This is a genomic window from Novosphingobium bradum, from assembly GCF_042646485.1.
Lineage (GTDB): Bacteria > Pseudomonadota > Alphaproteobacteria > Sphingomonadales > Sphingomonadaceae > Novosphingobium > Novosphingobium bradum.
On record NZ_JBHRTQ010000002.1, the window covers coordinates 67,140 to 92,694 of the forward strand.

Annotated in this window: 23 protein-coding genes and 1 tRNA gene; 17 read left to right on the top strand and 7 right to left on the bottom strand. The window is 67.1% G+C overall.

Annotated features, from left to right (window positions below; translation table 11 throughout):
* Positions 1-4: 4 nt before the first annotated feature.
* The 6 genes from ACFOD9_RS01455 to ACFOD9_RS01480 all read left to right on the top strand — a co-directional run bounded on the left by ACFOD9_RS01455 (position 5) and on the right by ACFOD9_RS01480 (position 8,062).
* On the top strand, positions 5-1,456 hold the full coding sequence (locus tag ACFOD9_RS01455) for a class I SAM-dependent DNA methyltransferase (RefSeq protein ID WP_379508308.1): 1,452 nt from the start codon (positions 5-7) through the stop codon (positions 1,454-1,456).
* 23 nt (positions 1,457-1,479) lie between these two features.
* Positions 1,480-2,664, top strand: coding sequence for a restriction endonuclease subunit S (locus tag ACFOD9_RS01460; RefSeq protein ID WP_379508309.1), 1,185 nt, complete (start codon positions 1,480-1,482; stop codon positions 2,662-2,664).
* A complete protein-coding gene (locus tag ACFOD9_RS01465) occupies positions 2,661-4,175 on the top strand; it encodes an ATP-binding protein (protein ID WP_379508310.1) in 1,515 nt (504 codons plus the stop codon). The genes ACFOD9_RS01460 and ACFOD9_RS01465 overlap by 4 nt, the downstream gene beginning before the upstream one ends.
* Before the next feature lie 148 nt (positions 4,176-4,323).
* Complete coding sequence (gene hsdR / locus ACFOD9_RS01470) at positions 4,324-6,684, top strand: EcoAI/FtnUII family type I restriction enzme subunit R (protein WP_379508311.1); 2,361 nt, start codon at positions 4,324-4,326, stop codon at positions 6,682-6,684.
* Positions 6,685-6,707: 23 nt separating this feature from the next.
* Positions 6,708-7,235, top strand: coding sequence for a hypothetical protein (locus tag ACFOD9_RS01475; RefSeq protein ID WP_379508312.1), 528 nt, complete (start codon positions 6,708-6,710; stop codon positions 7,233-7,235).
* Between the two features lie 281 nt (positions 7,236-7,516).
* Entirely contained in the window at positions 7,517-8,062 is a 546-nt protein-coding gene (locus ACFOD9_RS01480) for a hypothetical protein (protein WP_379508313.1), read from the top strand.
* A gap of 113 nt (positions 8,063-8,175) precedes the next feature.
* On the opposite strand, the gene ACFOD9_RS01485 is transcribed toward ACFOD9_RS01480, so the two are convergent.
* From ACFOD9_RS01485 to ACFOD9_RS01495, 3 genes are read right to left on the bottom strand one after another with little or no spacing between them, the layout of a single operon-like run.
* Positions 8,176-10,305 (bottom strand): AAA family ATPase, encoded by a 2,130-nt coding sequence (locus tag ACFOD9_RS01485; RefSeq protein WP_379508314.1) that lies wholly within the window; start codon positions 10,303-10,305, stop codon positions 8,176-8,178.
* A complete protein-coding gene (locus ACFOD9_RS01490) occupies positions 10,302-10,733 on the bottom strand; it encodes a hypothetical protein (RefSeq protein ID WP_379508315.1) in 432 nt (143 codons plus the stop codon). Before ACFOD9_RS01490 ends, ACFOD9_RS01485 begins: the two co-directional genes overlap by 4 nt.
* A 58-nt stretch (positions 10,734-10,791) precedes the next feature.
* Positions 10,792-10,995, bottom strand: coding sequence for a helix-turn-helix domain-containing protein (locus ACFOD9_RS01495; RefSeq protein WP_379508316.1), 204 nt, complete (start codon positions 10,993-10,995; stop codon positions 10,792-10,794).
* Positions 10,996-12,167: 1,172 nt separating this feature from the next.
* On the opposite strand from ACFOD9_RS01495, the gene ACFOD9_RS01500 reads away from it, so the two are divergent.
* Entirely contained in the window at positions 12,168-12,488 is a 321-nt protein-coding gene (locus tag ACFOD9_RS01500) for a hypothetical protein (protein ID WP_379508317.1), read from the top strand.
* Positions 12,489-12,639: 151 nt separating this feature from the next.
* Here the strand turns inward: ACFOD9_RS01500 and ACFOD9_RS01505 are convergent.
* Positions 12,640-12,713, bottom strand: a tRNA-Gln gene (locus ACFOD9_RS01505).
* 144 nt (positions 12,714-12,857) lie between these two features.
* Positions 12,858-13,448: a PAS domain-containing protein gene (locus tag ACFOD9_RS01510; protein ID WP_379508446.1), complete on the bottom strand. Its 591-nt coding sequence runs from the start codon at positions 13,446-13,448 to the stop codon at positions 12,858-12,860.
* A 237-nt stretch (positions 13,449-13,685) separates the two neighbouring features.
* Here ACFOD9_RS01510 and ACFOD9_RS01515 point away from each other — a divergent pair, with 237 nt between their 5' ends.
* Both ACFOD9_RS01515 and ACFOD9_RS01520 read left to right on the top strand, forming a co-directional pair.
* Positions 13,686-14,936, top strand: coding sequence for a Ppx/GppA phosphatase family protein (locus ACFOD9_RS01515; RefSeq protein WP_379508318.1), 1,251 nt, complete (start codon positions 13,686-13,688; stop codon positions 14,934-14,936).
* Complete coding sequence (locus tag ACFOD9_RS01520) at positions 14,933-15,595, top strand: RlmE family RNA methyltransferase (protein ID WP_379508319.1); 663 nt, start codon at positions 14,933-14,935, stop codon at positions 15,593-15,595. The genes ACFOD9_RS01515 and ACFOD9_RS01520 overlap by 4 nt, the downstream gene beginning before the upstream one ends.
* Before the next feature lie 35 nt (positions 15,596-15,630).
* Here the strand turns inward: ACFOD9_RS01520 and ACFOD9_RS01525 are convergent, their stop codons facing one another.
* Together ACFOD9_RS01525 and ACFOD9_RS14780 are read right to left on the bottom strand one after the other, a co-directional pair.
* Complete coding sequence (locus tag ACFOD9_RS01525; RefSeq protein WP_379508320.1) at positions 15,631-16,422, bottom strand: energy transducer TonB; 792 nt, start codon at positions 16,420-16,422, stop codon at positions 15,631-15,633.
* Positions 16,423-16,597: 175 nt separating this feature from the next.
* Entirely contained in the window at positions 16,598-17,566 is a 969-nt protein-coding gene (locus tag ACFOD9_RS14780; RefSeq protein WP_449290019.1) for a c-type cytochrome, read from the bottom strand.
* Between the two features lie 135 nt (positions 17,567-17,701).
* Between ACFOD9_RS14780 and ACFOD9_RS01540 the strand changes: the two genes are divergently transcribed.
* From ACFOD9_RS01540 to ACFOD9_RS01575, 8 genes are all read left to right on the top strand, one after another.
* Complete coding sequence (locus ACFOD9_RS01540) at positions 17,702-18,610, top strand: prephenate dehydratase (RefSeq protein WP_379508321.1); 909 nt, start codon at positions 17,702-17,704, stop codon at positions 18,608-18,610.
* Between the two features lie 68 nt (positions 18,611-18,678).
* Positions 18,679-19,377 carry a hypothetical protein gene (locus ACFOD9_RS01545; RefSeq protein WP_379508322.1) on the top strand — a complete coding sequence of 233 codons (699 nt, stop codon included), beginning with the start codon at positions 18,679-18,681 and terminating at the stop codon, positions 19,375-19,377.
* Positions 19,374-20,687: a DUF4350 domain-containing protein gene (locus ACFOD9_RS01550; RefSeq protein ID WP_379508323.1), complete on the top strand. Its 1,314-nt coding sequence runs from the start codon at positions 19,374-19,376 to the stop codon at positions 20,685-20,687. Before ACFOD9_RS01545 ends, ACFOD9_RS01550 begins: the two co-directional genes overlap by 4 nt.
* A gap of 11 nt (positions 20,688-20,698) precedes the next feature.
* Positions 20,699-21,655 (top strand): AAA family ATPase, encoded by a 957-nt coding sequence (locus tag ACFOD9_RS01555; protein WP_379508448.1) that lies wholly within the window; start codon positions 20,699-20,701, stop codon positions 21,653-21,655.
* 1 nt (position 21,656) lies between these two features.
* The gene (locus ACFOD9_RS01560; RefSeq protein ID WP_379508324.1) at positions 21,657-22,994 is read left to right on the top strand and encodes a DUF58 domain-containing protein; all 1,338 of its coding nucleotides are present in this window, start codon (positions 21,657-21,659) and stop codon (positions 22,992-22,994) included.
* Complete coding sequence (locus ACFOD9_RS01565) at positions 22,994-24,088, top strand: stage II sporulation protein M (RefSeq protein WP_379508325.1); 1,095 nt, start codon at positions 22,994-22,996, stop codon at positions 24,086-24,088. Before ACFOD9_RS01560 ends, ACFOD9_RS01565 begins: the two co-directional genes overlap by 1 nt.
* Positions 24,085-25,032, top strand: a complete 948-nt coding sequence (locus ACFOD9_RS01570; protein WP_379508326.1) for an RDD family protein — start codon at positions 24,085-24,087, stop codon at positions 25,030-25,032. The genes ACFOD9_RS01565 and ACFOD9_RS01570 overlap by 4 nt, the downstream gene beginning before the upstream one ends.
* Positions 25,025-25,555 carry a GNAT family N-acetyltransferase gene (locus tag ACFOD9_RS01575; RefSeq protein WP_379508327.1) on the top strand — a complete coding sequence of 177 codons (531 nt, stop codon included), beginning with the start codon at positions 25,025-25,027 and terminating at the stop codon, positions 25,553-25,555. Before ACFOD9_RS01570 ends, ACFOD9_RS01575 begins: the two co-directional genes overlap by 8 nt.

Here is a 25,555-nt window from a genome sequence, read left to right on the forward strand (position 1 = left end):
GTCCATGTTTGAACAGACCTTCAAGAACATCGACGATATTCTCCACAAGGAAGCCGGCTGCGCGTCTGAACTGGACTACACTGAACAGACCAGCTGGCTGTTGTTTCTCAAGTATCTGGACGATCTGGAAACTGCCCGCGCCACCGAGGCTGAACTGCGCGGCGCGGCTTACACCCCGATCATCGATGCCGCGCACCGCTGGAGCGGCTGGGCCGCGCCGAAGAACGCTGCCGGCAAGCTCGATCACAACGTGGCGCTGACCGGGCCCGATCTGATCGATCACGTCAACAAGGTGCTGTTCCCCTACCTGGAAGGGTTCAAGGAACGCGCCACCGGCCCGGCCACCATTGAATACAAGATCGGCGAAATCTTCGGCGAAATCCGCAACAAGTTCCAATCGGGGTACTCGCTGCGCGATGCCATCGACGCGATCGACGAGCTCTCCTTCGGCAGCCAGGCGCAGAAGCATGAGCTTTCGCATCTGTATGAAGCCAAGATCAAGAACATGGGCAACGCCGGGCGCAACGGCGGGGAATATTACACGCCCCGTCCGCTGATCCGCGCGATGATCCAGGTGGTGAAGCCCCGCATCGGCGAGAAGATTTACGACGGCGCCGCCGGCTCCTGCGGCTTCCTGTGCGAAGCCTATGATTACCTGCTGCCCCAGGCGAAGACGGTGGACGACCGCCGCACGCTTCAGGACCGCACGTTCTACGGCAAGGAGAAGAAGAGCCTCGCCTATGTGATCGGCACGATGAACATGATCCTCCACGGGATCGACGCGCCCAATCTGGTCCACACCAACACCCTGGCCGAACAGGTGCTGGATATCCAGGAGAAGGACCGGTTCGACGTGGTGCTGGCCAACCCGCCGTTCGGCGGCAAGGAGCGCCCGGAAATCCAGCAGAACTTCCCAATCAAGACCGGGGAAACGGCCTACCTGTTCCTGCAACACTTCATCAAGTCGCTGCGCGCGGGCGGCAACGCGGCGGTGGTGATCAAGAACACGTTCCTGTCCAACACCGACAATGCCAGCGTGGCCCTGCGCCGCGAGCTGCTGGAAACCTGCAACCTCCACACCGTGCTGGATATGCCCGGCGGCACCTTCCAGGGCGCGGGAGTGAAAACCGTGGTCCTGTTCTTCGAGCGCGGCGAGGCGACCCGCAAGGTATGGTATTATCAACTCGATCCGGGCCGGACCTTGGGCAAGACTAATCCGCTCAACGATGCGGACATGGCCGATTTCATCGCCACACAGGCGACCTTTGCGAATGGCCCGAATAGCTGGAGCGTGGACGCCAGCGCCATCGATCCCGCCACCTGCGACCTCACCGTGCGCAACCCCAATGCGCCAGAAGCCAAACCCCTGCGCAGCCCGCTGGAAATCCTGGACGAGATCGCCGCGCTAGACGCGGAGAGTGCTCAGGTGCTGGCGCGAGTGAGGGAATTGCTGTGAACGTTGTCCCACTCGGCACGGTCGTGACTATCGACCGTGAACAGCGTCAGTGGAAGAACAGGCCTTATGTCGGGCTCGAGGATATTGAGAGCGGCACTGGCCAGCTGTTGAACGACAAAACGATCACTACGGTAAAAAGCACTACGTTCGGTTTCGGCGCGGATCATGTCCTCTATGGGCGCCTGCGTCCTTATCTGAACAAGGTGCTGTTGCCTGATTTCGAGGGGCACTGCTCTACGGAACTTATCCCCATTCTGCCGAGCCATGCGCTTGATCGGACTTTTCTTTGGTATTGGCTGACCAGTGCTCCCGTGGTTGCGGCAATTGATGCCACCTGCACCGGCGCAAGAATGCCGCGGGCAAATTTGGATCGCGTTCTCGAACAGGAAATCCCCCTCCCGCCGCTGGAAGAACAGCGACGGATTGTGGCGGTGCTGGATGAGGCCTTCGCCGCCATCGCGGTCGCAACCGCCAACGCCGAAAAGAACCTCGCCAACGCGCGGGAGTTGTTCAGTGCTGCCGCTCGCATGGCTTTTTCAAACGGTCTTGCCGAAACACCATTTGAAACCTTGCGAGTGGAGCAACTTGCCCGACCCCACAAGGGCAGCATGCGGACTGGCCCGTTTGGCAGCCAGTTGCTGCACGGCGAATTTGTTGATGAAGGGGTTGCGGTGCTTGGCATCGACAACGCTGTGGCGAACGAGTTTCGTTGGGGCAAACAGCGCTTTATCACCGAGGAAAAGTTTCAATCTCTGTCCCGGTTTCTTGTCCACCCTGGTGATGTCATCATTACGATCATGGGCACCTGTGGCCGCTGCGCCATCGTGCCTGATGACATTCCCAAAGCCATTAATTCTAAACACCTGTTCTGCATATCACTGGAGCAGGGTCGCTGCCTTCCCGGCTATCTTCACGCTTATTTTCTTCACGCGCCCGACGCGCGCGCATACCTTGAAGAACGCGCTCAAGGATCGATTATGGCCGGCCTGAACATGGGTATCATCAAAGAAATGCCCATTCGCTTGCCACCTCTGCCCACGCAGAAGGTGATTGTCGAAGCCATCAACTCCACTCGTTCTGAGGCTGACCGGCTGGCGCGAGTGTATACGGCGAAGTTGCAGAACCTTGCCGCCCTCAAGCAATCTCTTCTCCACCGCGCTTTCGCTGGCGAGTTGACGGCCACCGCGCCGGAAGTCGTCGCCGCATGAACGAAACCGAAAACCGCGGCGCACCGATCGATCCCGCTGCTGGTGCCCGCAGCTCGGGTCTGGCAGAGCGTGACGTGGCGCTTGTGGATGAATTGCGCGGCGGTCACGATGAAAATCAGTGGGTGGAGTTTAAGCGAAGCTTCGATGACGAGGGAATGATCGGCAAACTTTGCTCGGCCATGGCCAACGGTGCCCGTGCGGATGGCAAGGATGTTGCTTATGTCATCTGGGGCGTTGAGGATGGAACCAAGGAAGTGGTGGGCACCACTTTCAACCCCGACACCAAGAAGGTGGGCGGGCAGGCGTTTCAAATGCGGCTGGCGCAATTGCTGAAACCCAGCCCGGCGTTTTCCTTCCGGACGGTGGGCCATCCCGATGGCCGTATCGTGTTGTTGGAAATCCCGGCAGCAACGGTTGCGCCTGTCGAATATGAGGGCACGGCCTATGTCCGCATCGGCAGCGCCACCCCCAAGCTTTCGGACTACCCGGATCGTTATCAAAAGCTGATCACCAATCTGCGGCCCTATGTCTGGGAAAAGGGTGTCGCCAAGGGTTATGTCGATGCGGATGAGGTTTTGCGGCTGCTGGACTTTCCGAAGTATTTTTCGCTGATCGGCCAACCGCTGCCCGATGGCAAGGCCGCCATTCTTGAACGGCTGGCCGCAGAGCAACTGATAGCCAAAGACGTTGGCGGAGCGTGGAACATCACCAATCTTGGCGCGATCCTGTTTGCCAATGATCTGGGGCAGTTCGACGCCAGCCTTGCCAGGAAGGGGGTCCGCTTCGTTGCCTATGGCGGGAGGGGAAAGGCCGATATGGTCACCCATCGGCATGACGGCGTTAAGGGTTACGCGTCCGGGTTTGAGGGCCTGATCGGCTACATCAATGGCCTCCTGCCTGCCAACGAGCATATCGGAGAAGCCCTGCGTCAGAAGCAGCCACTGTTCCCGGAACTCGCCATCCGCGAGCTGGTGGCAAATGCCCTAATTCATCAGGACATGACAATTTCGGGTGCCGGGCCGCAGGTGGAGCTGTTTGCCGACCGGATCGAAATTACCAATCCCGGACGGTCGCTCCTGCCAGCAGATCGGATGATCGACCTTCCACCCAGATCGCGCAATGAGATGCTGGCCTCGCTGATGCGGCGCATGGGCATTTGCGAGGAGCAGGGCAGCGGGCTGGATAAGGTGGTGATGAGCATCGAAGTGTATCAGTTACCGCCGCTCAGGTTGCAGACTTCGGAAGGATCGACACAGGCCATTCTCTTCGGACCGCGAACCTTCGCCGAGATGAGCCGTTCGGAACGGGTGCAGGCCTGCTATCAGCATGCGGTGCTTAAATGGCTTCGTGGCGAGAAAATGCGCAACGTGACATTGTGCGAGCGCTTCGGGATCGACAAGCGGAATGCCGCACAGGTGAGCCAGGTCCTGAACGCAGCATTGAAGGAAAATCGGATCAAGGTCGCCGATCCTGAGCATCCCAAATCTGGCTACTGGCCGTGGTGGGGCTAATGCAAACTCTTGATCCACTCTTGATTGCGGCAGAGTTTTCCACATCGGCCTGCGTCAGCGCGTCCCGGAAATCCTCGGAATTCCTTGCGCCGCTGCCTTGTCAATCTCTTGATCCAGTCTTGTTCCACAGGAACGGTTCAGGAACGAAATGAACGAAGCTGAAACGCGCGCCGAGCTGATAGACCCCGCGCTGCGCAAGGCCGGCTGGGGCGTGGTCGATGGCAGCCGCACGCGGCGGGAGGTGATCGCACCGGGGCGGATCATGGGGAAGGCCAAGCGCGCCAAGCCGCTCTCGTGCGACTATGTGCTGGTCTATCGCAACACGCGGCTCGCCACCATCGAGGCGAAAGCGGCCACCAAGAGCTACACCGATGGTGTTGGTCAGGCGAAGGACTATGCGGAGCGCCTTCTCACCCGCTTTGCCTTCGCCACCAACGGCAAGCAGATCTACCGAATGGACATGGAAACCGGCGCCGAGGCGCTGGTCGATGCTTTCCCCACCCCACAGGACTTGTGGGACGCCACCTTCGCCACCCCGAACGCCTGGCGCGACCGCTTCGCCGCCGTCCCCTATGAAACCGGCGGCGGACGGTTCGAACCGCGCTATTACCAGCACAACGCCATCGAACGCACGCTGGAAGCCATCGCGGCGGGCAAGGACCGCATCCTCCTCACCCTCGCCACCGGCACCGGCAAGACGGCCATCGCCTTCCAGGTCGCGTGGAAGCTGTTTCACGCGCGCTGGAGCCTGTCTGACTGGAAAACCGGTGGCGAGCCCACCCATCGCCCGCGCATCCTGTTCCTAGCCGATCGCAACGGCCTTGCCGATCAGGCCTTCAGCAGCTTCACCGCCTTCGAGGATGCCGCGCTCGCCCGGATCACGCCCGGCGAGGTTCGCAAGAAGGGCGGCGTGCCCAAGAACGCCAGCGTGTTCTTCACGATCTTCCAGACCTTCACCAGCGGCACCGACGCCGATGGCAACCCTGCGCCCTATTTCGGTGATTACCCGTCTGATTTCTTCGACTGCATCATCATCGACGAATGCCATCGCGGCGGCGCCCGGGACGAAAGCGAATGGCGCTCCATCCTCGAATATTTCGCCCCCGCCGTGCAGATCGGCCTAACCGCCACGCCCAAGCGCACTACCAACACCGACACCTACGCCTATTTCGGCGATCCGGTTTACACCTATTCGCTCAAGCAGGGGATCAACGACGGCTACCTGACCCCGTTCAAGGTCCGCCAGATCGGCACCACCATCGATGAATATGTCTTCACCGCCGATGACGTCGTGATTGAAGGCGAGGTGGAAGAGGGCAAGCGCTACACCGAAGGCGATTTCAACCGCACCATCGAAATCCGTGAGCGCGAGGAATATCGCGTGCGGACCTTCATGAGCATGATCGACCAGCGCGAAAAGACGATCGTGTTCTGTGCGTCGCAAACTCACGCCGGCATCGTCCGCGACCTGATCAACCAGGTGAAAACCAGCACCAACCCGCACTACTGCGTGCGGGTGACGGCGGAGGACGGCGCCATCGGTGACCAATGGCTGCGCACCTTCCAGGACAACGACAAGACCATTCCCACGATCCTCACCACGTCGCAGAAGCTTTCCACCGGGGTGGACGCGCGCAACGTGCGCAACATCGTGCTGATGCGCCCGGTCACATCCATGATCGAGTTCAAGCAGATCATCGGACGCGGCACCCGCCTGTTCGATGGCAAGGCCTATTTCACGATCCTGGATTTCGTGAAGGCCTACGAGCACTTCAACGATCCCGAATGGGATGGTGAACCGATGGAGCCGGAACCACCCAAGCCGCCGCGCCCCGATCCGAGGCCGGACGATCCCGGCGGCGATCCGCCCCTACCGCCCGAAGAGCCTGAAACGCCAAAGGCGCGACTGGTGATCAAGCTGGCAGATGGCAAGGAGCGCACCTTCAAGCACATCAGCGCCACCACGTTCTGGGGTGAGGACGGCAAGCCCGTCTCCGCGCAACAGTTCATCGAAGCCCTGTTCGGCAAGCTGCCCGAATTGTTCAAGGATGAGGATGAACTGCGCACCCTGTGGAGCCAGCCGGATACCCGCCGCAAGCTGATCGACGGCCTGGCCGAGCGCGGCTTTGCCGGCGAACAGCTGGATGCCATCCGCACGGCCACCGACGCGCAAGACAGCGACCTGTTTGACGTGCTGGCCTACATCGCGTTCCTGCGCGCGCCCTTGAAGCGGGCCGAACGCGCCGGGGAACGCCGCGACGCCATCCTCTCGCACTATGAACCACGCCAGCGCGAGTTTCTCGATTTTGTGCTGGGGCAATATGTGGCGGTTGGCGAAAGCGAACTAGATACCGATAAGCTGCCCGAACTGCTCGGCTTGAAGTACGGGTCCGCCGCCGACGCCATCGCCGCACTAGGCAGCGTCGCAGAGATCCGGGCGACCTTCCAGGGCTTCCAGAGCGGGTTGTACGACCGGTTGGCGGCGAGGCCTGCGGCAGACCGGCCCTGACCGACGAGCGTTTTCTTGAAGAGATGGCGGCGCGTCGTCTGTCCAACCACTTCACGGCGGCTGACCTGTGCTGTGCCGGGGAGACGTGGCAACGAACGCGGATCATCAATGCGCCGGTCAAACCGGAAAGCTGGGCCGCCCTGACGGCGCTGTGCCAACACATTCTCGAACCGGTATTCGCCCGCTTCGGCAGCCCCACCATCACCTATGGGTTCACCTCGCCGGCCCTTATCCGCTTGATCCCGGCCCATTCCGCCCCGCGCGTCGATCAGCACGCCAGTTGTGAGGTTAACGCCAGGGGCAAGCCGATCTGTGATCGCGGCGGTGCAGCGGTGGATTTCGCGATCGGCGGCCCCTCGTCGCGCGACGTGGCCGTATGGGTGACCGAACACCTGCCGTTCGACCGCCTGTATTTCTACGGCGACGATAGCCCCTTGCACGTCAGCTACGGGCCTGAGCACACAGGTCAGGTCGTGAACATGACGCCGGGACCATCGGGCAGGCGCGTGCCCCGGGTGATCGATTTGGCGCGGTTAAGGTTGGCTGATTGAGAATAGGCTGACGCCGAAGACTTCGGATAAATCCGGCGGCACGCCGCTCGCAGCGTCGCGGGCACTCATCGTCCCCGCTGGCATCCTGCAAGTCTTCAGAGTGCGCGGATGTCCCGTGTAAACGTCGCTTGTGCGTTCGTGCGCCGCCACACCGGAGGCCAAGAACTGCGCGGAGCAGCGGTTCTCTCGAATGGTGACGCAGCACGATCATTCCTGACGCGTTGCTTCCCTCGGCGGTGGCGGCTAAGCCAATAATGCCGGCGCGAGAGCACTGGCGGGGCGTGGAAACCCCGGAATGGAAACAACCGGTCGAGATTATCGGCCGGATGGCGGACGCGTATGTCCAAGGCCTTCCCAGACCCAAAGGCGTCCGCGCCTGTGGGTTTCCTCCAGGTTTCCAACATCCGGCTCTTCGGCCGGAGCCCCGAACGGGGCAGATCAAGTTGTTGGACGCACTTCGAAATCGCGCGGAGAAGAAGGACGGACCGCACGCACTCAGGCCTAAGAGGCTTGCGGTTGCTTGTGTTATTGCTGCTGTGGGCACGTTCTCCATGCCAGTTGGCTGGTTGCTGACATTGGGGTTTTTTCGAACGCGCAAAGGCGGCGCTGTGCTGATGGGGCTGATCCAAGGCCTTCATGGCTTGAACTACGCCTTTTTCCCGCGGCCCTCTGATCAATCTATGATCGAGACCATGAAGGTCCATCCATTCGGCTCGATCGCATTCGAGATTGCAGGCGCCATTGCCGTGGGGACGATCTTCTATTGGATTGGAGCCACACGCGTTGGCCGGTTTTTGTACGACGACGTGGCGGCTAAGCAGACCTAACGGACTTGTCCCGGACATCGATGGGACATGTCCCAAGCGGCAAATGCATGGTTTCCGGGACGGACGGGACAGGGGGTATATACCCTGTCCCACCTGTCCCGCCGCATGAGGCATCATCCGCCGCGCCCGGCTGCGCTGCTGAAGTCCATGGTCTCATCGGAGCTGCCGGCTTCAATGATCGACCACAGGCCATGTTCCATTTCGACCTGTTCCGCGTCCAGAAGGGCCTTCCGACAGCGAACCCACGCCTTGCGCCTCGTCTCGCCCTTGGTGTCCTCAGGAAGCGTGGCTTCCCACTTCTCGCGCCATGCCTTCTCAGTCACCGAAGCACCGCCCGCCTCGCTGATCGCAGCCCCCAGCACATCAAGCGCGTTGCGGGCTGCCTCACCCAGCTTCTTTTTCTTCGCACGAACTACGGCCGGGATCGCCACACCGGCGGCGACAGGATTGCCCTTCTCGTCCTCTCCGAGCGTGATGCTTTCAATGGTAAAGCCGAAGCACTGGCCGGCCTCCCCGTCCTTCTGCTTGGTGACGGTGGCAGTCCGCACGTGATCGACGCCGCCGGTCGGGTCGCCGTCCAGCCGGATGATGGTGTCCACCGCACCCATGAGGCTGCCGTGGCCGCGGGGCGTGTCGTTAAGCTGATCCTTGGGCCGGTGATGCACGGCGACGATCATTGCTCCGAACTCGTCACGCAGCCTGGCAAGGTTGTTGACGTAGGCGAGCATGTCAGACGTGTTCTCGTCGCCGCCGCCGAAGGTTGCTGCCAGCGTGTCAACAACGATGAACCCCGGCGCGCCGCCCAGCCGCTCCGCCTGCATGCGGATACCGTCAATCAGTCGGGCAAGATCGGCACGTGGATCAAGGAGGTTCACGGCGCAGGGGACCGTCACGAACGGCACATCGCCATCGATGCCGTGCCGCTGGCGCCATGCGAACACGCGATGGCGGAAGCCAGTTTGTCCCTCGGCCACGACATAGACCACCGGGCAGGGACGCACGCTGCGCCCGTCGATATCCATGCCAGCTGCGACCCGAGCTGCCAGGTCGAGCATGTAGAAGCTCTTGCCCGAGCCAGGCGATCCGTAGACGAGGCCTAACCCGGTCAGAGGCCAGGTGTTCTGCACGCGCCACATGTTGGTGAGCGACGGCGTGATGTCGCAGAAATACTCAAACGGCAGCTCGGCGGGTAGAGCCGAGGCGAGGACTGGCGGCATCGGCCCGCGCGCCGCCAAGTCCCGCTCATAGAGCGCCTTGAATTCCTGCTCGAACCGCGCCTGCGGCCACGGCGGGACCATATGCGTGAGCATCCAGCCCAAGGTGTTGTGATAGGCGGCTTCGAGCGTCACGCGCCCGGATCGCGCCTCGGCGATCTGGAAGCCGGCCACCTTGGAGAACTCGCCCCAGCGGTTCAGCTCGTCGCCGCCTTCGTGGATGTCGCGGTGCAGCGCATTGATCGCTGTGTCGAACTTCGGCGTGAAGTCCATCCCGCCCACCAGCGACAGAGCCGGCGCGGGAGCCACCAGCTCGATCCCCGGCATCGGCTCCATGCCTTCGATGATGTCGGCCAGCTCGTCCAAGTCGTATTCAACATCGTTGCTCTGGATGATCGAACACTTTCTGGCCTTGCCGTTCTTGGCATGGACCGACCCGGGCACGCGGATGACCTGGGTGGCCCGGCCGAACGACTGATCCCCGCCGACCTTCATCGCCAGCGTCTTGCGCAGCGCGGCCACCCGCTCGACCTCTTCGCTCGGCTCGGTCAGCAGCCAGTAAAGATGCCCCTTCGGGGTGCCGGCCTCTGTCACGCCGCCGCTCGCGACCATCATCGTGGGCTTGCCCAGCCGCTCGATCACATACTTGGCCTTGGCGTTCACATCGCCGCTGTCGATGTCGAGGACGATGGCGGTGAGCGCGGCAACGTCTTCCAGCTTGGCCTCGCCCTTGTCGGCGGCGCTGGCGTGCAGCACGGCGGGGACGACGAAGCCGGCGACATGCCATTGCGCCCACCGCTTGAGGTGCGCGTGCGCGCCGCCCATGAAGGCCGGGGCGATCAGCTTGCGCTCGCGGAACTTGCCTTCCTGCGGCGTGCCCTTCTCGCCGATCCCGAGGATCGAAGCGGACTGGCCCGGCTGCCAATCGACATGGCCGAACAGCATGGCGAAGAACCGATCCGCCTGCGCCTGGTCGTAGAGCGCGCCGTTTTCGGTGATGGGGTAGGCGGGGGCGGGGAGAGCCGTCATACGGCCATCCTTTCCGTGGCCGAATATTGTTCGAACAGCCGAACCCAGCCAGCGAGGGCCTCGCGGAACCGGCGCGCCGGGAAACTCTCGCCACCGGGGCGGGCCTTCAACCGCGCCGCGCGTTGCTGGACCTCGCGAAAGTCAGGCAGAGGATCGTACCCGCCCGCCTGCGAAAATCCCCCCGCAGCAACCGCCACGCCGCAGCCGCTTTCCATCAGGGCATAGGCCTTCAGGCAAGCGGCCTCGACGTTGCGAGCGGCAGCCTTCCCCTTGAGAGCGAGACTGGCGCGACGGAAGAAGTGGCGCGGCTCGCGGCCCTTACCAGGGAAGGCCTCACGGATGATGACCGACCTCGGCCCCCACTGCCCCGGCGGCAGCGCGGCTTGTTCAGCAGCCGAGAGCTCGGTAATGAGCTTCACATCAAGCATGTCGTTAATCTCCTGCGCCCCGCGGCTTTCCCGAGCTGCGGGGCGTTGCTTGTGGGGGTCAGGCGGCGCGCTTAGCGCGCATCGGAGCAAGGTTGCCCAGCCATTCCTCCTGCGAAGAACGGAGAATGAGGGTGCGGCCACGCGCCTTCACGGCAGCAAGGCGGCCTTCGGCGATTTCGCGGTAAATGGTGCTTCGGCCGACACCCAGCCGCGCGCAGGCGGCGGGGATGGGGTCGGCGAGTACATCTGACTTGGGAAGCATCGTTCTGTCCTTTCGGCCCGGAAAGGCGGGCTGAAACGACAGGTGACAGACGGGAATGACCTGGGGCAGCCCCCGGAATTGGCGCTTTGATTATTACCAGCAGGGGTTCTGTTGGAGGAGCCGTCCCGTGCGAGGGTCTATGCCCAGCCGCTGCCGTGCCGCCGCCTGGCGCTGCCTTAGCCAGTTTGTCACCGACGCCTCATCCCGCCGCAGCCGGGTGAGAGCGTGTCGATACGCGCCCCAAGCAGGAGCCTGGCCCGACCCGTTCGTGTCCGATGCTCTAGACGCCCAGCCTTCGAAAGCGGCCTTCTCGCTGTCCCAACTTGGGTTGGCCGCCATTCGGACTATTAGCGCGAACTCGATGGCGAACAGATCAGGGCCGTTGATCGGCCCTATATCATCGGCGCAGCAAAGAGCAGATGGCCAGTGACGAGCCTTCCGCCCAGCGTGCTCTCGCCGGCCACCGCGACAGGCAGGTTCACGGCGGGCAAGCCCCACGCGCTCAAACACCGCATCTTCGGGCAATCCGTTGTCGCTGGCGAATTCGGAAGCCCGCTTACGCCACCAGCTCACCCGTCTGGTAGGGGTGCCCTCGTCAAACTTCGCCACATTTCGGGAAATCTTCTCAAGTTGGTTTCTACGAGCAATGCTCAGGGCGTTGAAATCGAGTTGGGACATTGCGAGACGTATAGAGGCAGGAGTGGTCAACGTAAATATTTGATATTGTGACTACATTTTGTCGCAACTACTGCCCGCAGCCAAAAAATTAGTGCGGGGGGCGGAGATCACAATTCGGCTCGGCGCGCGGGTGGGGCCGGGGGGTGGGGGCTAGCCTCCCGGTCGAAATCGCCAGCCGGCATTCGGCCTGCGGTCATGCCGGCAATAGGAAGCGCCAATGCCCCGTGCAGCCCTGCCCATGCCAGACACGCTGCCTCGCTTGCCGCCCCAGGGGGAAGGTCGGCTGCGCTTCGCCGCCCCCTCGAAAATAAATATTCCGAACGCGGATCAGACAGAACGGAAAGATCGGACGTGCGCCGGCCCGGAATGCGCTTATCGGCGACCGGGCGTCCGTTCTGTCGGGTTCCGTGGCCGGCGGATCGGACAGGCCCGGGGTTGCTGAGGGTTGGTGTCTGGCCATCCTAAGGGCTCCAACCCTGATTGCAGGACACGACATGACCGCCACTATCATCACTTTCCCGACCGTCGCGCGCCGCGCCGAGGGCGAGCTTTACCAGGCTGGCAGCAATCCGCTGGAGCGCGCCATCGACAAGGCCCGCAACATCGCGGCCACGATCATCGCTGACCCGCGCCGCGCGACCCTGCCGGCAGAACTGGAGGAACTGGCCGGGCTGGTCCGCCGGCTGGAACCGTCGCATCCGCTGCACATGGATGACTTGGCCATCATCCCGTTCGGGCCGGGGCCGATCTACTGCCCTCTGCGTGGCGTGCCGGAAATGCTGGCGGGGATACTCGCGGGGCTGATAGCGGCATGACTGCGCGAGGCGGGGGGCGTTTCACGAGGATCGTCCGCCGCAGTCCCTCCCGGTGTCCCGGCAGCTCAACCGCAAAGTGGGGACCAATGTGGGGACGATCCGGACCGTTATGGCCGAACGCCTTGTATTTCCTATGTTTTTATGAAGGTTTTGGATGCCCCGCGAGGATTCGAACCTCGATAGACGGAATCAGAATCCGTAGTCTTACCATTAGACGACGGGGCAACGTGGAGCGGGCGTCTAGTCCGGAGGCATGGACCGGTCAAGCCGATTCGGCCCGGAAATCATGGCCGCATCGCGATCGGCGGATCGGGCGACAGCGCGCCCTCCGGCCAGCAGGGCGGCTCGGCGCCCGGTCAGGACCCGACCTTAGTACCCCGCCTCGATCGCCACCCGGATCGCATCGGCGGTGGTCCGCACGCCCAGCGCGCGCAGCACCGCGCCGCGATGCATCTTCACCGTCCGCTCCGACAGGCCCAGCTCCCAGGCGATCTGCTTGTTGAGCTTGCCGGCCGCCATCTGGACCAGCACCGCGCGCTGGCGGGCGGACAGCGCCTGGACCTTGTCGTGCGCCACGCGCCGGCGCTCGTCGTTGGCGCGGGCCTGCTCGCCCGGGATCTCCACCTGCGAGCCGAGGTAATAGAGCAGTTCGCCGTCGTCGGCGAAGATCGGCGCCACCATCACCGCGTTGCGAAAGGGGCTGCCGTCCTTGCGGTAATTGGTGATCTCCACCATCACCGGCTGGCGGCGGCGGATGCCGCTCCGCAGGGTTTCGGTCAGCCACGGCTCGGTGGCCGGCCCGGCCAGGAACCGGCAGTTGCGGCCGATGATCTCGGCGGCGCTGTAGCCGGTCAGCTCCGCGAAGGCGGCATTGCATTCCACGATCGGATTGTCGGGCAGGCGCGGATTGCTGAGCACCGCGGCGATCTGGCTCTTCTGGAGCATCTCGGGCAAAGGCATCATGCGGTTTGGCCACTCCTCGCGGACGCGGGCAACGTGTCCCTTGGGCCAGTTCCCGGCCTAGGCCCGCATGGCGCCAAGCCTTCGCCCGGACGGGACGGATTGTCCATCCTGATCGTCCCGCGCCGCCGCCGACCGCGCTTGGCGCCCCCGCCCTTGCCGGAACCGCGCCACGCCGCTAGGTTGGCCGCAACACTCCCGCCGACCCGGCGGGCACATGGATCAGAGTATATTGTCATGGCGGAAGCCCTTCCGCCGGCTGGAGGTCTTGGGGAGCAGCAAGGCGGCCTTGCAGGATTGACGGATCGGACGGCCCCCGCGCCTCCCCGCCCTGCACCCGCCGCCCCTCCCGGCCCATTGCCCGGCGGTCCTTCGCCCGAGCCCGCGGTAACGCGCGCGCCGGGCGCAAACGCAGCCTCCGGGCCTGCACCCGGCGCGAGGGCGCCCGGGCGTTCGGGCGCGCTGTCCGGCCCGGCCGGCCAGGCCTATGCCGCGATCGATCTGGGCACCAACAATTGCCGCCTGCTGATCGCGCGGCCCTCGGGCGAGAATTTCATCGTGGTCGATGCCTTCAGCCGCGTCGTGCGGCTCGGCGAAGGCCTCGCGCAGACCGGGCGGCTGAGCGACGCGGCGATGGAACGGGCGCTCGCCGCGCTCCATGTCTGCGCCGAGAAGCTGCGCCGCCGCAACGTCCACCTCGCCCGCTCGGTCGCCACCGAGGCCTGCCGCCGCGCCACCAACGGCGCCGAGTTCATCGAACGGGTGCGCCGCGAAACCGGCATCGTGCTCGATATCATCACCGCCCAGGAAGAAGCCCGCCTCGCGGTCCTTGGCTGCCACATCCTGCTCGAACAGGGCGACGGGCCGGCGATGATCTTCGATATCGGCGGCGGCTCAACCGAGCTCGTCCTGATCGAGACCGGGCCTGCCATCCCCCGCATCCTCGATTGGCAATCGGTGCCTTGGGGCGTGGTCTCGCTCAGCGAAACCTGCGGCCACGAAGGCGCCACCGCGGCGGAACGCGCCGCCCGCTACCATGCGATGCGGACCATGGTGAACGAAAGTTTCGCCCCCTTCGCCACGCGGATCATGGCCGATCACGGCGGCTTCCTCGATCAGCCCCGGCGCCTGCTCGGCACCAGTGGCACGGTCACCACACTGGCCAGCCTCCACCTTGATCTGCCGCACTATGATCGCAGCATGGTCGACGGGCTGATCGTGCCGACCGAGGCCATGCGCGGAATCTCGGCCCGGCTCTCGGGCCTTTCGCCCGAAGAACGACGGCAGGTGCCATGCATCGGCAAGGAGCGCGCGGATCTGGTCGTGGCGGGCTGCGCCATCCTCGAATCGATCCTCGATATCTGGCCGGCCGATCGGCTGGGGGTCGCCGATCGCGGCATCCGCGAGGGCATCCTGCGGAGCCTGATGGCCGCCGGCATCCACGGCGTCGGCACGTTCCGCCGCCCCCGTCACGCGGCCCGATCATGAGCCGCTCGGGCCGCGATCCGGGCGAACGGCTGAAGACCGGGCGCGGGCGAACCGCCAGTTCGGCCCGCTGGCTCCAGCGCCAGCTCAACGATCCCTATGTCCGCAAGGCCCGCGCCGAAGGCTACCGCAGCCGCGCGGCCTTCAAGCTGGCCGAGCTGGACGAACGCTTCGGCCTGCTCAAGGGCGCGAAACGTGTGGTCGATCTGGGCATCGCGCCGGGCGGGTGGAGCCAGGTCGTGCGCGAGAAGGCGCCCTCCGCGAAGATCGTCGGCATCGACCTCCTGCCCACCGAACCGATCGAGGGCGTGACCATCTTCCAGATGGACTTCATGGCCGACGAAGCCCCGGCCGCGCTCGAAGGCGCGCTCGATGGCCCGCCCGATCTCGTCCTCTCCGACATGGCGGCCAATACCGTGGGCCACAAGCAGACCGACCACCTGCGGACCATGGGGCTGGTGGAAACGGCGGTCGACTTCGCCATCACCGCCCTGGCGCCGGGCGGCGCCTTTGTCGCCAAGGTGTTTGCCGGGGGCACCGACCAGGCTTTGCTGACCATCCTCAAGAAGAACTTCACCACGGTGAAACACGCCAAGCCGCCGGCCAGCCGCAAGGATTCCTCGGAATGGTACGTGATCGCGCAAGGGTTCAAGGGGCGCTGAGGCCGGCATCGTCCCCGGCCTGACCGGGGACCGCATCATTCCCCCGCCCGCAGCCGCGCGCGCTGTTCGTCGCTCGGCTCCTCCACCCAGGTGTGCGTCTCGACGATCTGCGCGTTGACGGGGCGGCCCCAGCCGTCGCGCGCGGGGCGGAAGCGGAAGCGTTCGCGGATCAGCCGGCAGGGCACGGGATCAAGCGCGGCGATACCGCTGGACCGGGTCACCACGCAGTCCCCCACCGTGCCATCTGTCAGCACGGTGTAGCGCACCCCCACCGAAGCCTCGGCTCCGGGGGCGAGCAGGCCGTCGGGCAGGTCGCGCTGCGAGAGCCTGCCTCTGATCTGGCGCGGCCGGCTTTCCGGCCCCGGCGCGCGGCCCAGCCCATTGCCACCCAGCCCGCCGCCGCCAAGGCCATTACCAAAGCCACCTGAGCCCTGGCCGGTGCCCGGCAGGTCAGCGGCGCCGTTGCTGGCCGCGGAGCCGTTGTTGGCCAGGGGCGCGGCCACCACGGGCGGCGGCGCCAGCACCACCGGGGCCGGCGGGGCGACCACGGCGGTGGCCCTGGCCCGCAGGGCGGCCGGCGCGGCCTCGCCCCTGGGGGCGCTGGTCCGGGCTGGCGGCGGCGGTGGCGGCTTGCGCGAAGGTTTCGGGGTGGGTGTCGGTTCGGAAAAGGCCACCGCGACAAGATCGCCGGGATGAAGCGCGCGGCGCAAGTCCGGGCGCAGGCCCAGCACCAGCATCACCCCCATGCCCAACAGGATTGCGGCTGAAAGCAGGGCGGAAACGAGGCGTTCACGCCAATCTGTGCGGAGGCGGGCAGTGGCGGTCATCGAGTCACCATCTCACGCCTCCCCGGCAAGGGGACAATCGAGGGCAGGCTGGGATCGATCATGGCATCCGTCAACGTGGGAGCGCGGCCGGCGGTTTCCTGTTCGCGCGCGCCGCGCAAACGAAAAGGGCGGCGCCTTGCGGCACCGCCCTTTCCTGATTCGCATGGAACCCGGCTTACTTCTTGGCCGGCTCCGCCACCGCCGCGCCCGCCGCAGGCAGGGTCAGCTTGCCGCCCTGGCTGTTGAGGTAGGCGATGACGTTGGCGCGTTCCTGCTGGTCGGCAAGGCCGGCGAAGGTCATCTTGGTGCCGGCGGCGAAGGCCTTGGGCGCCTTCAGCCAGGCGTCGAGCGTGGCCGCATCCCAGGTGCCGCCCTTGGCCTTCAGGTCGTCAGAGAAGGCGAATCCGCCACGGCCCTCGGCGACCTTGTCGCCGGCGATGCCGTTGAGGTTCGGGCCGATGCCGTTGGCGCCGCCAGCGTTGATCGTGTGGCACGACTGGCACTTCTTGAACGAGGCTTCGCCCTTCTTGGGATCGGCGGCGGCCAGCGCCGCGTCGATCCCGGCCGGAGCCGCGCCGGCAGCGGCCGCGCCGCCCGCCGGAGCCGCCGGAACGGCGGGAAGCGGCAGGTTCGAGCCCTGCTTGTTGAGATAGAGGATGACGTTGGCGCGATCCATCGGATCAGCCAGGCCGGCGAAGGTCATCTTGGTGCCGGCGGCGAAAGCCTTGGGGTTCTTCAGCCAGGTATCGAGGCTGGCCCAATCCCACTTGCCGCCCTTGGCCTTGAGATCGTCCGAGAAAGCGAACCCGGCCTTGCCCTGGGCAATGGCCTCGCCCACGGTGGCGAACAGGTTCGGGCCAATGCCGTTCGCACCGCCCTGGTTGGCGGTGTGGCACGACTGGCACTTCTTGAACGCGGCTTCGCCCTTGGCGGGATCGCCCTTGGCGAGACGGGCCTCGATGCCCTCTTCCGCGGCGGCGGCGCCGCCTTCGGACGAGACCACGCCCTCGATCTCATAGCCCATCTTTTCGGGGCGTTCGGCCTTGTCGGCCAGGAAATAATGCGCGGAAAGCGAACCGAGGCCCAGTGCCACGATGCCCGAGAACAGCGCCCAACCGCCGATGGTGTTGTTACGATCTTGCATGAATGCCCCGAAGAATAGCTCTTGGCGTACGCCGCTGCGCTCTAGTGAGGGGAACGCGCCCGCGCAAGGGGCATTGCACAGCTTGCGCCACACCGATTGCACGGGGGCGGCTGAAAGCCTAAGCGCGCATTCGCCATGAACAGCTATCCCCAGCCCGCCCTCGCGCTTGTCGAGACGATGACCGCCGCCGCCGCCGCCGCGCCCCACCGCGCGGTTGCCTTCCAGGGCGCGCCGGGCTGCAATTCGCACCGTGCCGCGCTGGAATATGCGCCCGATTGCCTGCCGTTGCCCTGCTTCGCCTTCGAGGACGCGCTCGATGCGGTGAACGAGGGCCGGGCCGAGCGGGCGATGATCCCGATCGAGAATTCGCAGCACGGACGGGTGGCCGATATCCACTTCCTCCTGCCCGAAAGCGGGCTTTATATCGTGGGCGAGCATTTCCTTTCCATCCACCACGACCTGATGGCCCTGCCCCATGCCGATGGCTCGGTCGGCCCGTTCACGGTCGCCTGGTCGCATCCCCAGGCGCTGGGCCAGTCGCGCCGGTTCCTGCGCGAGCGGGGCATCGTGCCGATGAGCTATGCCGATACGGCGGGCGCGGCGGCCTATGTGCGCGAACTGGGCGAGCCCGATGCCGCCGCCATCGCCCCGCGCCTTGCCGCCGAGCTCTACGGCCTCGCCATCGCCGCCGAGCGGGTGGAGGATGCCGAGGACAATACCACCCGCTTCGTGGTCCTGGCGCGCAAGCCGCTCGATCCGGCCACCCTGGCCGGCGTTCCGGCGATCACCACCCTGGTGTTCGAGGTGAAGAACGTCCCCGCCGCGCTCTACAAGGCGCTTGGCGGCCTGGCCACCAACGGGGTCAACATGACCAAGCTGGAAAGCTACCAGAAGGGCGCCAGCTTCGCGGCCACCATGTTCTTCGCCGACATTGTCGGGGCGCCGGGCGATCCGGCGGTGGACCGCGCGCTGGAGGAACTGGCCTTCCACACCAAGGAACTGCGCCTGCTCGGCTCCTACCCGCAGGCCCGCCCCCGGGGCTGATCGGCCGGGCGCAGAAAGCAGGGTTAACCGGCTTGCCGCCGGCCCTGCGCCATGCCAGCAACGGCGCCGTGGAGGCCGCGGCAATCGAACAGAGCCTGTCAGGCGAACAGGGCGCGTCAGGCGCGGGCAGCGCCCCCGGGTCCGATTGGGCGGGGGACTGGCAGGCCGTGCGCGATGCGGCCGATATCCAGTATGCCCCGATGGCCCCCAGCCCGCCCCCGCCAACGCCCGATTGGCTGAAGCGGCTGGGCGAATGGCTGGAGGCGCTGCTGGCCCCGCTTGGCCGCTGGCTTGGCCTGTCGTGGCCGGTCTTCGAGAAAGTGCTGGGCCTGCTTGGCCTGATCGCCCTCGTCGCGCTCGGCTGGGTTCTGGCCCGGCGCTGGCTGGCCGCCCGCCGCGCCCGCCCGCCCCGCCCCGCCCCGGCCTGGACCCCGGATCGAGAGGAAGCCCTGGCCCTGCTCGACGATGCCGATCGCCTCGCCGCCGCCGGCGACCATGCCGGCGCGGTCCACCTGCTCCTGAAGCGCTCGGTCGGCCAGATCGCCGCCGCCCGGCCCGACTGGATCGCGCCCGCCTCCACCGCCCGCGAAATCGCCGCGCTGGAACGCCTCGCACCGCGCGCCCGCACCGCCTTCGTCCGCATCGCCGAGCGGGTCGAACGCAGCCGCTTTGCCTTGCGCGCCCTGTCCGCCGACGATTGGCGCGAGGCTCGCGCGGCCTATGCCGATTTCGCCCTGGCCAGCATCGAGGCGCCGAACCCGGCATGACCCGCGCCTCGCCCTTCTCGCCCGCCGCCGTGCTCGGCCTGGTTGGCCTTGGCACGGCACTGTTCGTGGCGCTGCTGTGGATGATCGGGGCGGGCCTGGTCCACGGCTCGCTCAACGACGGCGGCGCTCACGGCGCGGGCAAGGGTCTCACCGGCTATGCCGCGCTGGCCCGGCTGCTCGAACGCCAGGGCTGGCAGGTGGGCCTTGCCCGCGGCGAGGCGCAACTGGCCCAGCCCGGCCTGCTCGTGCTCACCCCGCCGCAGGAGGCCGACGGCAAGGCGCTGGCCCGCATCGTCCAGCAGCGCCGCCGGATCGGCCCCACCCTGATCATCACCCCCAAGTGGCGCGCCGTGCCTTTGGGCGGCGGCGGACCGCAGGCGCCGGGGGCCAAGGCCGGCTGGATCAGCCTGGCCGGGGCCGCCCCGCCCGAATGGCCCGGCTTCCTCGATGACCTGTCGGTCTCGCTCGCCCCGGCCGAAGGCGCGCGCGAATGGTTCGCGCAAGGCGCGTCGGGCACCCTGCCCGATGGCCGCGCGGTCCTTTCCGGGCACGGCGCGACGCTTGTGCCGCTGGTGGCGCTCAGGCCGGAAGGGCGGGTCCTGGCGGGCTATGTCGCGGGCGACGGCCACTGGCCCGCGCTCGATTCGCTTGCCCTCGCCGGCGATGGCGCGAACGGCGCGGCCGACCTGCTCCCCCACGAAGGCGGCGCCTGGCCGATCGTGATCCTGTTCGAGCCAGACCTTGCCAACAACTACGGCCTCGCCTCCCGCGAAACCGCGCGCGAAGCCCTGCGCCTGGTGGAAGCCAGCGCCGCCAGCGCCCCGCGCCGAGTCACCTTCGATCTCACCCTCAACGGCTTTGCCCGTTCGCCCAACCTGCTCACCCTGGCCTTCACCCCGCCGTTCCTTGCCGCCACCCTGTGCCTGCTGATCGCCGCCCTGCTGGCCGGCTGGCGCGCCTTCCTGCGCTTTGGCCCGGCGCTGGCCCCGGCCGGGCCGGCGCTCGCCTTCGGCAAGCGCCAGCTCGTCGCCAATGCCGCCGGGCTGCTGCGCCGCAGCCGCCGCCTTCACCTGCTGGGGCCGCCCTATGCCGCGCTTGTGCGCGAGCGGCTGGTGCGCGCGCTCGGCCTGCCCCAGCGCGCCGATCCCGCCGCGCGCGAGGCCGCGATCGACCGCGCGCTGGCCCAGCGCGCGCCCGGCAGCGCCCCCTTCTCCACCGTGGCCAATGCCCTGCGCCAAGCCCGCCACCCGGCCGAACTGCTGCGCGCCGCGCAAGCCTTGCGCGCCATCGAAAGGATTCTCGAAAAATGAACGATGCGGCAATGACCGTGGCCGAAGTAGCCGCGCTGGCCGAGGCGATCCGGGGCGAGCTTGGCAAGGCCGTGGTCGGACTTGATGGCACGGTCGATCACCTGCTGGTCGCCCTGCTCGCGGGCGGCCACGTCCTGCTCGAAGGACCGCCGGGCACGGCCAAGACCTTCCTTGCCCAGTGCTTTTCCGCCGCGCTGGGCCGCGATTTCGGCCGCATCCAGTTCACGCCCGATCTGATGCCGGCCGATATCCTCGGCTCCAACCTGTTCAACTTCCAGACCAGCCAGTTCACCCTCACCCGCGGCCCGGTATTCTGCGAGCTGCTGCTGGCCGACGAAATCAACCGCACCCCGCCGAAAACCCAGGCCGCCCTGCTCGAAGCCATGCAGGAAGGCCGCGTTACCCTCGATGGCCAGACCCACGTCCTGCCCGAGCGGTTCATGGTGGTGGCCACCCAGAACCCGATCGAGAGCCAGGGCGTCTATCCCCTGCCCGAAGCCCAGCTGGACCGGTTCCTGTTCAAGCTGCTGGTGCCCTATCCCAGCGCAGCGGAGGAGACGAAGATCGTCGCCCGCTTCGGCCAGCGCTCCGGCCCGCCGCGCGCCGCCGATCTTGGCGTGACGGCCGTGGCCGACCGCGCCGCCCTGGCCGCCGCCGCCGCCGCCGTGCGCGGCGTGACCCTGGCCGACAGCGTGACCGACTATGTCGTGCGGCTGGTGCGCGCCACCCGCACCAGCGCCGATATCGCCGTGGGCGCCAGCCCCCGCGCCGCCGTGCTGCTGGCCGGCGCGGCGCGGGCGCGGGCGGCGCTGGCGGGGCGCGCCTATGTCCTGCCCGACGACGTCAAGGCACTGGCCACCGCCGTCCTGCGCCACCGCCTCCTGCTCAGCCCCGCCGCCGAGATCGAGGGCAAGGAGATCGAGGTGCTGGTCGATGATCTCGTCCAGCAGACCGAGGCGCCGCGTTGAGGTGAACCTCGCCTTCGCCCCGTCCCTGGCCATCGTGCCCACCGCGCGCGCCGCCGTGCTGGTCGCGCTGGCCGCGCCGCTGGCGCTGGTGATCGCCGCCATGGCCCCCGGCGCCTGGCTGGCCGCGCCCGCGCTGGGCCTGGCCGTGCTGGCACTGGTTCTGGCCGATGCCGCGCTGGCGGGGCGGCTGGTGGAACTCAAGGTGATCGCGCCGGCAGATGGCGAAGTGGGCGAACCGGCCAGCCTCGCCGTGCTGGCCGATCTGGCCGGTGGCCGCCCCAGCCGGGTGAGCGCCGCCATTGAATGCGACCCGCGGCTGGCCCCGGGCGGGCGGATCGACCTGGCCCTGGCCCCGGCCGATGGTGCCTGGCAGGCCCGCGCCGCGCTGGTCCCCGGCCGGCGCGGCCCCGCCGCCCTGCCGTGCGCCTGGCTGCGCGTCGCCGGGCCGCTTGGCCTGGGCGCGCGCCAGCACCACCGCGCGCTCGGCCTGGCGCTCAACGTCTGGCCCAGCCTGGCCGCCGCCCGCTCGCCCGCGCTCCAGCTTTACCTGCGCGAAAGCGAGCAGGGCATGATCGCCCGCCGCATCCGCGGCGAGGGCAGCCAGTTCGAAGCCCTGGCCGAATACCAGCCCGGCATGGACCGCCGCCGGATCGACTGGAAGACCTCGGCCCGCCACACCCACCTCTATGCCCGCGAATACGAGGCGGAACGCAACAACCCGATCGTCTTCGCCTTCGATTGCGGCCGGGCCATGTGCGAGCCGGTCGCCGGCCTGCCCCGGATCGACCGCGCGGTGTCCGCCGCCCTCGCCACCGCCTGGGTTGCGCTCAAGGGGGGGGACCGGGTGGCGCTTTATGGCTTTGCCGCAAGGCCGCTCGCCGCCACGCCGTTCGTCGCGGGAACCACGCAATTCCCCCGGCTCCAGCGCGCCGCCGCCACGCTTGATTACCGGGCCGAGGAGCCCAATTTCACCCTCGCCCTGGCCACCCTCGCCCAGCGGCTCCAGCGCCGTTCGCTGGTGGTGGTCTTTTCCGAATTCACCGATCCGGTCAGTGCCGAATTGCTGCTCGAAAGCGTGGGCCGGCTGGCCCGGCGCCATGTCGTCCTGTTCGTCACCCTGGCCGATGAGGAACTGGAAACCATCGCCGCCGAACCGCCCGCCGACATGGCCCGCCTTGCCATGGCGGTCGGGGCCGACAGCCTGCTGCGAACCCGCGGCCTGGTCCTCGCCCGCCTGCGCCAGATGGGGGTGGAGGTGATCGAGGCGCCGCACGAACGGCTCGGCACCCGCCTGCTCGATGCCTACCTCGCCCTGCGCCGCAAGGGGGCGATCGGCTGATGGCCCTGATCGACACCCTGCGCGCGGTGAAGCTGCCGGGCCGCCTGCCCGGCCTGTGGGGCCACGCCCCCGATCCGGCGCAGGACACCGCGATCGCCGCCGCCGCCCTGCGCTCCGACGCTTTTCGCGCCGCCCGCGAGGCCGATTGGCGCCGGCTCGAACGGATCGTCGCGCGGCTCGAAGCCGGGCGCCTGCGCGCCCTCTCGGATGAAGACCTGCTGGCCCTGCCGGTGCTCTATCGCACCGCCGCCTCCAGCCTTTCGGTCGCGCGGGAAACCTCGCTCGATGCCGCCACCCTGGCCTGGCTCGAAACCCTGGTCCAGCGCGCCTGGTTCCAGGTCTATGGCCCCCGGCAAGGGCTGGGCACCTGGCTGGCGCGGTTCCTTGGCGGCGGCTGGCCGGCCGCGGTGCGCGGGCTGGGGATCGACCTTGGCATCGCCTTTGCGGTCATGGTCGCCGGGACCCTTGCCGGCTGGCTGCTGTGTGCCGGCGATCCCACATGGTACGGCGCGCTGTTCCCGGCCGACGGCACGGACCCGCGCGTGCCCGGCGCCACCCGCGCCGTGCTCCACGCCACCCTGTTCGGCCAGCAGGGGCAAACCGGCCTCGGCGCCTTTGCCGCCTACCTGTTCAGCCACAATGCCCAGATCGCGATCCTCGCCTTTGCCCTGGGCTTCGCCTTCGGCGTGCCCTCGCTGCTGCTGCTGATCCAGAACACCGCCACGCTGGGCGCCATGCTCTGGCTCTATCACGGGCAGGGGCTGACCGTGGAGGCGATCGGCTGGCTCTCGGTCCATGGCACGACCGAACTGTTCGCCATCCTCCTTGCCGGAGCCGCCGGCCTCCACGTGGGCCGGGCCATTGCCTTCCCCGGCCAGCGCGCCGTGCTCGATGCCGTGGCCGAGGCGGGGCGCCGCGCGGCGCTGGTCATGGTCGGGGTCGTGCTGATGCTGCTGGTCGCGGGCCTGCTCGAAGGCTTCGCCCGCCAGCTGATCGACGATACCGGCGGGCGCCTGATCCTGGGCTGGTCGGTCCTGGCTCTGTGGTGCGCCTATTTCTTCGGCCTGCGCCGCACCCCCGGGAAACTGCGATGAAGCCCCCCGCCCTGTCGCGCCGCGATCGCCGCCGCCCGGCCGCGATCGATCTCGTGCGCGCCGACCAGGCCCGCCGTCGCCGCACCGTGATCACCCCGGAAGGCGTGCCGCTGGCCTTCATGCTCGCGCCGATCGGCTCGCGGCTCGGCGCCCTGGTCGTCGATTTCCTCCTGATCGGCCTGGTCATGGCGGTCACCAGCGCCGCCCTGCTCTATCTCGGGATCGGCGTGTTCGGCCTTGCCGGCATGGAGCAGCGCCACGATGCGGTCGGCCGCGCGCTGCAATTCGTCTTCGTGGTGTGGATCGTGGCCATGTTCCTCCTGCGTAACGCCTGGTTCGCCTGGTTCGAACTCGGCCCGCGCGGGGCCACCCCGGGCAAGCGTTCGCAGCGCATCCGCGTCGCCGCGCGCGATGGCGGCCGGCTGACCGCGGAAATGATCATCGCCCGCAACCTGTTGCGCGATGTCGAGCTGTTCCTGCCGGTCAGCTTCCTCCTTGCCGCGAAGGACGGCGGCGGCAGCCTTGGCCCGGCGGGCCTGGCCGCCGCCGGCTGGTTCCTGGTCTTCGCGCTGTTCCCGCTGTTCAACCGCGACAATCTGCGCGCTGGCGATCTCGTCGCCGGGACCTGGGTGGTCGAGGCGCCGAAAACCCGGCTCGCCCCGGCCCTGTCGCGCAGCGTCGCCGGGCCATCGGCCACCTACCGCTTCGCCGAGGCCGAGCTTGCGGTCTATGGCGAATACGAATTGCAGGTGCTCGAACGGGTCCTGCGCGAAGACCGCGCCGAAGCCCTCGCCGCGGTCTGCCGGCGCATCTGCGCCAAGATCGGCCGGGAGGCCGACACCGGCGACGAACGCGCCTTCCTCGAAGCCTATTACACCCAGCTGCGCGCCCGGCTCGAAGCGGGGATGCGGCTGGGCCGCCGCAAGGCCGACAAATATGGCTGAACCGCCGCCCCTGATCCTGCGCCCGCCCGTCGCCGCCGACCTGCCGGCGCTTTCGCTGCTGGGCGTGGCCGCCTTCGTCCACAAGTTCGGCGATCTCTACCGCCCTGAAGACCTGCTCCCCTTCCTCGCCGAAACCTACAGCGAGGCGGCGCTGGCCCGCGCGCTGGCCGATCCGGCCAACCGCTTCGCCGTGGCCGAGCGCGGCGGGCTGCTGCTGGGCTGGTGCAAGCTCGCGCAGGCCTGCCCTTTCCCCGAGCACGCGCGCGGGCGCCGCACGATGGAACTGAAGCAGCTCTACACCGCCCCCCGCGCGCAAGGCGGCGGCATCGGCGCCGCGCTGATGGACTGGGCCATGGCGCAATTTTCCGCGCTGGGCGCCGACGAGGTCCAGCTCTCGGTCTGGCAGCACAACCCCGGCGCCCAGAAGTTCTACCGCCGCTACGGCTTCGCCCCCGTCGCCGAGGTCACCTTCCAGGTGGGCGGGCAACTCGACGAGGAATTCCTGTTCGCGCGGATGCTGTGA

Bases quoted from the DNA above. Each gene is read 5' to 3' on its own strand.
- ACFOD9_RS01550 (WP_379508323.1), top strand. From the start codon at position 19,374: ATGACCCGCGCCTCGCCCTTCTCGCCCGCCGCCGTGCTCGGCCTGGTT.
- ACFOD9_RS14780 (WP_449290019.1), bottom strand. From the start codon at position 17,566: ATGCAAGATCGTAACAACACCATCGGCGGTTGGGCGCTGTTCTCGGGC.
- ACFOD9_RS01525 (WP_379508320.1), bottom strand. From the start codon at position 16,422: ATGACCGCCACTGCCCGCCTCCGCACAGATTGGCGTGAACGCCTCGTT.
- ACFOD9_RS01475 (WP_379508312.1), top strand. From the start codon at position 6,708: ATGGCGGCGCGTCGTCTGTCCAACCACTTCACGGCGGCTGACCTGTGC.
- ACFOD9_RS01565 (WP_379508325.1), top strand. From the start codon at position 22,994: ATGGCCCTGATCGACACCCTGCGCGCGGTGAAGCTGCCGGGCCGCCTG.
- ACFOD9_RS01540 (WP_379508321.1), top strand. From the start codon at position 17,702: ATGAACAGCTATCCCCAGCCCGCCCTCGCGCTTGTCGAGACGATGACC.
- ACFOD9_RS01455 (WP_379508308.1), top strand. From the start codon at position 5: ATGTTTGAACAGACCTTCAAGAACATCGACGATATTCTCCACAAGGAA.
- ACFOD9_RS01570 (WP_379508326.1), top strand. From the start codon at position 24,085: ATGAAGCCCCCCGCCCTGTCGCGCCGCGATCGCCGCCGCCCGGCCGCG.
- ACFOD9_RS01465 (WP_379508310.1), top strand. From the start codon at position 2,661: ATGAACGAAACCGAAAACCGCGGCGCACCGATCGATCCCGCTGCTGGT.
- ACFOD9_RS01520 (WP_379508319.1), top strand. From the start codon at position 14,933: ATGAGCCGCTCGGGCCGCGATCCGGGCGAACGGCTGAAGACCGGGCGC.
- hsdR (WP_379508311.1), top strand. From the start codon at position 4,324: ATGAACGAAGCTGAAACGCGCGCCGAGCTGATAGACCCCGCGCTGCGC.
- ACFOD9_RS01490 (WP_379508315.1), bottom strand. From the start codon at position 10,733: ATGCTTGATGTGAAGCTCATTACCGAGCTCTCGGCTGCTGAACAAGCC.
- ACFOD9_RS01555 (WP_379508448.1), top strand. From the start codon at position 20,699: ATGACCGTGGCCGAAGTAGCCGCGCTGGCCGAGGCGATCCGGGGCGAG.
- ACFOD9_RS01510 (WP_379508446.1), bottom strand. From the start codon at position 13,448: ATGCCTTTGCCCGAGATGCTCCAGAAGAGCCAGATCGCCGCGGTGCTC.
- ACFOD9_RS01575 (WP_379508327.1), top strand. From the start codon at position 25,025: ATGGCTGAACCGCCGCCCCTGATCCTGCGCCCGCCCGTCGCCGCCGAC.
- ACFOD9_RS01495 (WP_379508316.1), bottom strand. From the start codon at position 10,995: ATGCTTCCCAAGTCAGATGTACTCGCCGACCCCATCCCCGCCGCCTGC.
- ACFOD9_RS01485 (WP_379508314.1), bottom strand. From the start codon at position 10,305: ATGACGGCTCTCCCCGCCCCCGCCTACCCCATCACCGAAAACGGCGCG.
- ACFOD9_RS01500 (WP_379508317.1), top strand. From the start codon at position 12,168: ATGACCGCCACTATCATCACTTTCCCGACCGTCGCGCGCCGCGCCGAG.
- ACFOD9_RS01515 (WP_379508318.1), top strand. From the start codon at position 13,686: ATGGCGGAAGCCCTTCCGCCGGCTGGAGGTCTTGGGGAGCAGCAAGGC.